Genomic DNA, 7,070 nt, shown 5'->3' on the forward strand with positions numbered 1-7,070 from the left:
CCTCAGCCGACACGGTCACGTCTGTCATCAGGTGTTACTTCCTGCTCGAAGATCCACCGTTGACCGTACAGACCCGTCCCCGGCGACACAGTGGAGGCCGCGAAGCCGCCAGCGCGCACGCCGGATCAGCCGGCCGAGAAGAAGCCGACCTCTCCGCCCCGTACTACACCAGAACCTGCCACATCCCACCCCGCAACACCGCCACCAGCGAGCGCCAAGCCCGACCCGAAGCCGACACCGTCCAAGCCGCTTCCGGTCACCGCCCTGCACGCGGTGAGCTCCCGGCAGATGACCGCGTATCTGGGCGAGACGTTCGCGATCCGCCCGCAGACGAGCGCGCTGCGCGTCGACGCCACCCCCGGCGCCGGGGTGCAGGTCGTCTTCGAGATCCGCGGCACCACACAGGCCCGCTTCAGCGACGACACGCGCACGGTGAGTGTCACGACCGACCGGCGCGGCATCGCCACCGCCCCGGTGATCAACGCCGGCCAACTGGCCGGCCGGTTCACCATCCGCGCCAGCGTGGCCGAACACCCCGACGTCGACACGTCGTTCACGGCCGCCATCACCGCCCGCACCGCCGACCAGCTCACCCACGTCGAGGGGAGCCCGCTGGAAGCAACCGTCGGGGAACTCCTCAACGGCCCCGTCACCGTTGCCGCCACCCACCGCGGTGCCCCGCTTGAGGGCGTCGCCCTCACCGCCACCGTGCTGGACGGCGCAGGGGAACCTGCCGCGGACTGTCCGTACTTCATCGACGCCGCCGGTGAGCCCCAGCGCACCCTCACCCTGGCCCCCACCGGCCGCGACGGCACGGTAACGCTCGCCGATCTGTTCGCCGGTGACACCGCGGGCGCCTTCCTGGTGCGGCTGACCGCGCCCGGCGGCGTCCTGCTCGACCTCCCCCTCACCATCCATCCCGCCCCTGCCGACTAGCCGATCAGGACACCCCTCGTGAGCCAGCTCCACCCCTACGCCCCCCACCCCGCCCGACCCCAGCCGGACCCGGAGCCACCGGTCATGCCGGGCAGCGTCAAGATCGCCCGCATCGTGCTGTACGTAGTCGGCGCGTTCAACCTGCTCAGCGGCGCCCTGGTGATGATCAGCGCGCAGGCCGTGGCCAGCGGCGACACCCTCGACGCACCGGGACTCGAGGACTACACAGCCGGCGCCCTGTACACGCTCGGCCTCCTCGCGCTCCTCCTGGCCACCACCGCACTCACCCTCGCCTCCCGCATGCCGCGCGGCCGACGCGGCCTGCGCATCGGCGCGATCACCCTCGGCGCCCTGGTCACCGTCATAGGCATCATCAACGTCCTGACCGGGCAGGTCACCGCACTCGCCGACGCCACGCTCGGCGCCCTGCTGATCGCCAACTGCTGCAAACAGGACGCGAAGGCGTACTTCGAACGCCCCCGCCACTGACACCCACTCCCACCACGCCGACCCGAAAAGGGATTTGATCTCGTGTTGCCCTGCTGGGCCCAGACATCCGCCGTCGTCGCCGCCGCCTCGATCCTGGTCTGCGCGGTGACGGTGTGGACCAACCTGCATCTGGCGCGCCAACGCGTCCGCTGGGAGGCCAGAATGGAACACGCGCGTTGGGAGAGCGAACGGCTGCGCGCCTGCCTCACCCACCTGATCGAAGCCGCAGGCGCCGCGAACCGCTACATCGCCGCCCTCCAGATCATCGACCCCACCGACTTCGACCAGCGCAAGACCCACGCCATGGCGGTCATCGACCCGGTCGGCAAGGCCGAAGCCGAACTTGCCGCTGCCCACCGCCGTCCCGGCACCGAGCGCGCCTTCACCGGCGTCGAGCACGCTCTCGACGTGCTCGGTGAACTCGTCACCGGCCCTGCACCACACGCCCAGCCCGCGCAGGAGAGGGAGCCGGGCGGCCTCGAACCGGTACTCACGCACATACTCAGCCCGTTCACCGACGCCGACGCCTATCGCGCCCACGCCTGGAAGATCTGGGACGACGGCGAACCTGTACGCCAAGGCATCAGCGCCGCCGCGCGCCTCGCCCGCCACCCCCTCGACGCCCTCACTGCTCCACGCCCTACACCAACGACCGCCACGTCCCCGGCCGCTGAACCTCAGTAGCTGTGTTCGCGCCGGCGTGCAGCCGGGAAGGCGCGCCCGGGCCGGATCAGTCGAACGTCAACGTGTGCATGGCAGGCGCTGCCTTTCTGCCGCGCCGGTGGCCACGACGGGGTCACCACGTGCCTGTAGTCGGTCAACTTATGGCGGCGCGCCGTACCCCTGAGGACCTCGAATCCCACCACGCAATTACCCAATAATGGCTGTTCGACCAGTTTGCGCCGCACCGAGGTGGAGATCGCACTCCGTCATGGACCACCGTCACCACACACATCCGGCACACCCGTCCGTCCCGGCCACGGATCTCATGACTCCATTGGAAGCACCGGGTCTGGTTGCAGCGTCACGACTGCAGGTGGCCCTCGTGGAGAAGCCGCCTCGCTATCAGGTGCTCGCGGAGGACCTGCTGGACGACCTCACCGCCACCCTGCCGGCCCGCCCGGTGCCCGCAGCCGATGAGATCGCCCGCCGCTATCGCATCCCGTATCCCACCGCGCAGTTCGTCCGCCGCGCCGCCCTCACGCGGCTACGGCCGGCCGGCGACTACGCCACCACTGGCACCCCCGTGGTGTCCCGTCCAGTGTGGAAACGCGTCGCGGACGACCTGCGCCACCGCATCCGCACCGGACAGCTCACCGGCACCCTGCCCACCCGGCCCGTGCTCGCCGAGCACTATCAGGTCAGCGTCGACAGCGTCAGCAAGGCGGCCCAATTCCTAGCGAAGGAGGGGCTGCTCGGTCCTGCCACCCCTCACGGCACCAAGGTTCTGCCCGCGCAGCAGGAGGCAGTCGCCTCGTGAGTCATCCGGGCACACGCAGCTACCTGTGGATCACCGGCACGGACCGTGACCGGCTCCGGGAGCAAGTAGCTGCCGCCTATCACCACGGTGCTTCCGTGCACAGCATCGCGATCGACATCGGCCGCTCCTACGGCTTCACCCGCGACCTCCTCCTGGAAGCAGGGATCGTCCTCCATCCGCGTGGGCGACGCCGCTCATCTGCCAGCCGCAGGCCGTAGGCCACCGCGCACAAAGACGACACCATGGCGAGAGCGGATTGACCAGTGCGCGCCGCGGGATCGATCGGCATCGGTCCCGCGGCGCGCGACGCGCGGCCTTCCTGTCGTCGTCCGAACACGACCGGAACGGCGTTGCCGGGGTCTGTCAGAAAGAACAAGACAGTCCCCTGTTCTGGGCCTCGGAGAGCCGATCGGTGTGCCGCATTGAGACGTATTGCGATCTTCTGTCGCTGTGGTGGATGAGCCTTTGAGTCCTTCCTTGTGCGACGCCGCCGCAGTGCCATCTCCAGAGCATTCAGCGGGAGTTCGGTCCGAAGAACACCGAGGCGGCCGTCAGGATCTCATTGGCCTGCTTCAACTCGGCGTTCTCTTTGCGGAGCTGCTTCAGCTCGTCACGTTCGGCGGTGGTCAGCCGGTCGTCGCGCTCGCCGCGGTCGGCCTCGGCTTGTCGGACCCACTGCTGCAAAGCCTCGGGATAGATGCCGAGATCCTTGGCGACATGCGAGACGGGACGGCCAGTGCCATTCACCTCGTAGACTGCACGCTCGCGAAGCTCGTCGACGTATTTACGGGGTCCTGCTGGCATGGAGCTGATGGCCCTCCTTCACCGGGACCGAAACCCTGGCATCTGAGAATCCACAAAACACAAAACAGCTCAACTCGGCTCCAGTGCGTTCGATCTTGCTGCCGTCGCGGGATCATGATCGGTCACACTCGGCTGACGCGACCTTCGGACACACCCATCGGCGAGCATGATGGTGTCCGTTTCGGGAAGGGCGAGACGCCCCCGCCTACTCTGTGACCGCGCGATTTGCGGCGTAGGTCGCCGCCGCGCAGGTGGCAAGCGCACTCCAACTTACGTTCGCCAAGTCGTCCTGAGAGCTGTGATAATTGGGGTCGTACGGCTCCCCTGCGGTTCCTCCGAAAAGGGCGTGCTCTTCATCCGTCTTGACCTGATGTGGCCCCCAGGTGCCCAGCCCTGCGACGGCGATTCCTGCCGCCATGAACGGCCGGTGGTCGCTTCCAACGCTTACGTCCTCCCGGACCCACGGCTGCTGACTATCTTGAAAGTATTCAGTATATAGACCCTCCAACCCTTGATCGTTTCCATACACGCTGATTACGTGGTTGGGTGATGCAGCCATATCAAGATTCACGTACCCCTTGATCCGGTCGATTCCACCGGACGCCTGGAGTTCCCGAACGAACCGTGAAGATCCTTGCGCGCCAGCCTCCTCCCCGCCCCACCAGCAGAATCGCCATGGATTGCGACGGTCGCCGGCACGTTTGAGTGCAGTTTCGAGGAGTACTGCCACTCCGGACGCATTGTCGTTAATTCCGGGACCGCTTGGCACACTATCGAGATGAGCACCGATGAGGTGCGTCGATGTCACCCCCGGAGTGGTTGCAATGATGTTGAAAGTTTCCGTCCGAACGAGCCTGACCTCAAGATCGACGTGGATCACAACGGGGCCAGCCGCCAAGTCCTGGAGAAGTAGATCAGCCTCACTACCGTCAACTGACGTTGTCGGCAGGAGATCCCTGTCCTGCCCAGGGTTGAATTCAAGGAAGTGAAGATTGTCAGAGTAGAAGATGACTGCCTTGATTCCTGCAGCGGCAGCCAGGGTGAGCTGCCGACGCACCGAGTCGCCCGCGCGCTGAGCGCGGGGGCTTTGGTGGGGGACGTGACACTGGGTGGTCAAGCCAGACAAACCCGCAGTGGCTTGGCTGACCTGCGTCTTGCTGCCCTGCCTCAGCTTGAGGAGAGCGATCCCGCCCTCGCTTTCCACTCCGTCCCAGCTGCCTTCCGAGTCCCCGAACACGTCATCAGGCGCCAGGAGCTTTCCCGTATCACCCCCAGAGGGGGACCAAGAAACTCCGTAGGCAGGGAAATTCTGCACGATCTTCGCCCTGGGTGTGCTCTGCTCCACTTTCTGCCGTGGAGTTTGCAGTGTCTCGTAGTCAAAATAATCACGATGAACCGCCAGCCTGGAACTCTTTAGTACGGTCTCGACATATCGGGCCGAATAGTCGTAGCCCGGCTGACCAGCGGCACGATTCCCGCCATTTGCTTCCGCTATCCTCTGTAGCTTTGTGAGGTGAGTGCGCAGGCGATAGGTATTCTGGCGCGCAGGAGTAGCCTGCGCGGCACCGGAATCAGTGACACTGCCTGTTACCCAGGACCCAACGCCAAGCCCCACAGAGGAACGCAACAGGGTCCTCCGGCGCAAATTGCTGCCTTCCAGATCCGCTCGCCCACTTGCCGCCATCACGCTCTACTCCCTCGATCGTTGATGTTTGTCACCTATGGGAACAGACGCCGTGTTGCGGCAAAATAAGCAACTTGTGCAGCCATAATCGTTGCCAGAATCTGACCTCGTTCCAGCCCCCTGCCGTCGCCAACAGCTCGTGCTTGGCCAAATCCGAGCTCCCCCGGGGGCGCCCTCAGCTAGGCGTCGGTACTAGGATTTGTCGAAAGCCGGGGGTCGGCCGTCGGCGCTGCCGCGTTGCCTACGCTCCCGGCGCTGGTCGTCGGGCTGTGTATGGGTGGCCTTGATGCCTTGACTGCGCAAGCAGTCGCGGTGGGCGGCAACGGGCGAGCCCGGTCATCGGGCAGCAGATAGACCTTGCTGGTCAGTCCCCTGCGAACGTCCCAGCACCTCACGACCTCCATGTCCTCGCGCCTCCCGCCCTCTTCTACAGGAAGTCAGCCGCTTCTCTTGGTAGAGACGGCTGCTGTCGGTGCAGTCCTCGTTCCACCGCTGCTTGAGGTAAGCATGGAAGCGCTGCAGCGGTCCGTGAATGTGCCGGGATGGACCCAGCAGGGCTTCTGGCGCGGGCGCCGTCGCATAGCGACAGACGGTCTTGCGGTCCAGGCCGAGCCGTTCGGAGATCTGGGTGATGTTGGCGCCGACGGCGTACAACTCTCGTACTGCGGCGTGTCGTTGATGGGTGTTGATCGCGCGCTTGCATGTCGGCCTATGTCCCGGCGTGGACGGTGGCGGCGCCGGGTCTTGCTGCGGTCGGATCAGGCATTCCCGGTGGGCGACGACGCACTCCTCGACCGTATCGCAGAGGTACATCCTTAGATGGAAGCGATCAGCGACCTGAACCGCATCGGGCGCGGCGGCACGTACGGCCTCTGCATACGCACTGGCACCGTCACGACACACGGCCCTGGATGCCGCTCGAGCGAGTCGGCCAGAGTGGCGGCGGTGCGGTCGGGCAGGACATCGATGGGCCAGCTGGCCTCGATGTCGATGAGAACAGTGCCATAGACGTGACCGCGCTCGTGCGCGAAGTCGTCGACGCCGAGCACCCTGGGGCTTCGCTCGACCACCGGTTCAGGCAGGGCTCGAACGAGATTGAGCAGGGTGTTCGCGCTGACCGGGCACCGCGACATCCGTGCGAGGCGAGCCCCAGCGCGGCCGGCCAGAGCGAGGCCAATCGCCTCAAGCGCCTTGCGCTGCAGCACGCTGCGACGGCCATAGCGGAAGGTGAAACCGTCGACTCGCTCAGCGAAGGTCCGGCGCAAACACCCTGGGCGGTCGCACCGGAAACCTGAAGGTGCACCTCGACCGGTCTGCTGCCGACCGCCTGATCCGCTATTCGCCGACCGTAGCGGTCGTGCACCTGAGAAGACCATGTATCACAACCTGGGCATCTCGCCCCATCAGCCCGAACACGGGCCGCGAGGCGCACAGAGTCGCCGGTGTCCACGACGTCCTCGGCTAGCACTTTGTCGAGATGGGGGAACAACTTGGCCAAGACATGATCAGTTAACACGTCCGGTCAAAGACGACGGTGGCAATCAGCCACGCCTACCCGAAAGGATGATCAGACCCGATTTCGTGACCGCCAGTGGGGGGCCTGTAAAGCTAACGGTGGTTCTGGGGTTGTTGGGGTTCAGCGCCGGGCGGCGGAGAGCCGGCCGTCGAAGGTGATCT

At 65.8% G+C, this 7,070-nt stretch carries 9 protein-coding genes and 1 pseudogene; 6 read left to right on the top strand and 4 right to left on the bottom strand.

What is annotated here, in order from left to right; translation table 11 throughout:
• The first annotated feature begins 273 nt into the window (after positions 1–273).
• The 5 genes from H9Y04_RS45275 (at position 274) to H9Y04_RS46380 (ending at position 3,123) form a co-directional block, all read left to right on the top strand.
• A complete protein-coding gene (locus tag H9Y04_RS45275) occupies positions 274–936 on the top strand; it encodes a hypothetical protein (RefSeq protein ID WP_187820092.1) in 663 nt (220 codons plus the stop codon).
• Between the two features lie 84 nt (positions 937–1,020).
• Positions 1,021–1,425 (top strand): hypothetical protein, encoded by a 405-nt coding sequence (locus H9Y04_RS45280; RefSeq protein WP_187820093.1) that lies wholly within the window; start codon positions 1,021–1,023, stop codon positions 1,423–1,425.
• Between the two features lie 42 nt (positions 1,426–1,467).
• Entirely contained in the window at positions 1,468–2,109 is a 642-nt protein-coding gene (locus H9Y04_RS45285; RefSeq protein ID WP_187820094.1) for a hypothetical protein, read from the top strand.
• A 361-nt stretch (positions 2,110–2,470) separates the two neighbouring features.
• A complete protein-coding gene (locus tag H9Y04_RS45290; RefSeq protein WP_187820095.1) occupies positions 2,471–2,905 on the top strand; it encodes a GntR family transcriptional regulator in 435 nt (144 codons plus the stop codon).
• Complete coding sequence (locus H9Y04_RS46380) at positions 2,902–3,123, top strand: helix-turn-helix domain-containing protein (RefSeq protein ID WP_214662289.1); 222 nt, start codon at positions 2,902–2,904, stop codon at positions 3,121–3,123. Before H9Y04_RS45290 ends, H9Y04_RS46380 begins: the two co-directional genes overlap by 4 nt.
• A 175-nt stretch (positions 3,124–3,298) precedes the next feature.
• Here H9Y04_RS46380 and H9Y04_RS48750 read toward each other — a convergent pair.
• The 4 genes and pseudogenes from H9Y04_RS48750 to H9Y04_RS48550 form a co-directional block, all read right to left on the bottom strand.
• Positions 3,299–3,422, bottom strand: a pseudogene (locus tag H9Y04_RS48750) (IS3 family transposase); the annotation flags it as partial.
• Positions 3,419–3,709 carry a transposase gene (locus H9Y04_RS45295; RefSeq protein WP_187820096.1) on the bottom strand — a complete coding sequence of 97 codons (291 nt, stop codon included), beginning with the start codon at positions 3,707–3,709 and terminating at the stop codon, positions 3,419–3,421. The pseudogene H9Y04_RS48750 and the gene H9Y04_RS45295, both read right to left, overlap by 4 nt.
• A 205-nt stretch (positions 3,710–3,914) precedes the next feature.
• On the bottom strand, positions 3,915–5,054 hold the full coding sequence (locus H9Y04_RS45300; RefSeq protein ID WP_214662290.1) for a M28 family peptidase: 1,140 nt from the start codon (positions 5,052–5,054) through the stop codon (positions 3,915–3,917).
• Positions 5,055–5,729: 675 nt separating this feature from the next.
• On the bottom strand, positions 5,730–6,296 hold the full coding sequence (locus H9Y04_RS48550; protein WP_187820098.1) for a transposase: 567 nt from the start codon (positions 6,294–6,296) through the stop codon (positions 5,730–5,732).
• A gap of 8 nt (positions 6,297–6,304) precedes the next feature.
• Here H9Y04_RS48550 and H9Y04_RS45310 point away from each other — a divergent pair, with 8 nt between their 5' ends.
• Complete coding sequence (locus tag H9Y04_RS45310; RefSeq protein WP_187820099.1) at positions 6,305–6,688, top strand: hypothetical protein; 384 nt, start codon at positions 6,305–6,307, stop codon at positions 6,686–6,688.
• Positions 6,689–7,070: the final 382 nt, after the last annotated feature.

Source organism: Streptomyces polyasparticus (genome assembly GCF_014493765.1).
Lineage (GTDB): Bacteria > Actinomycetota > Actinomycetes > Streptomycetales > Streptomycetaceae > Streptomyces > Streptomyces polyasparticus.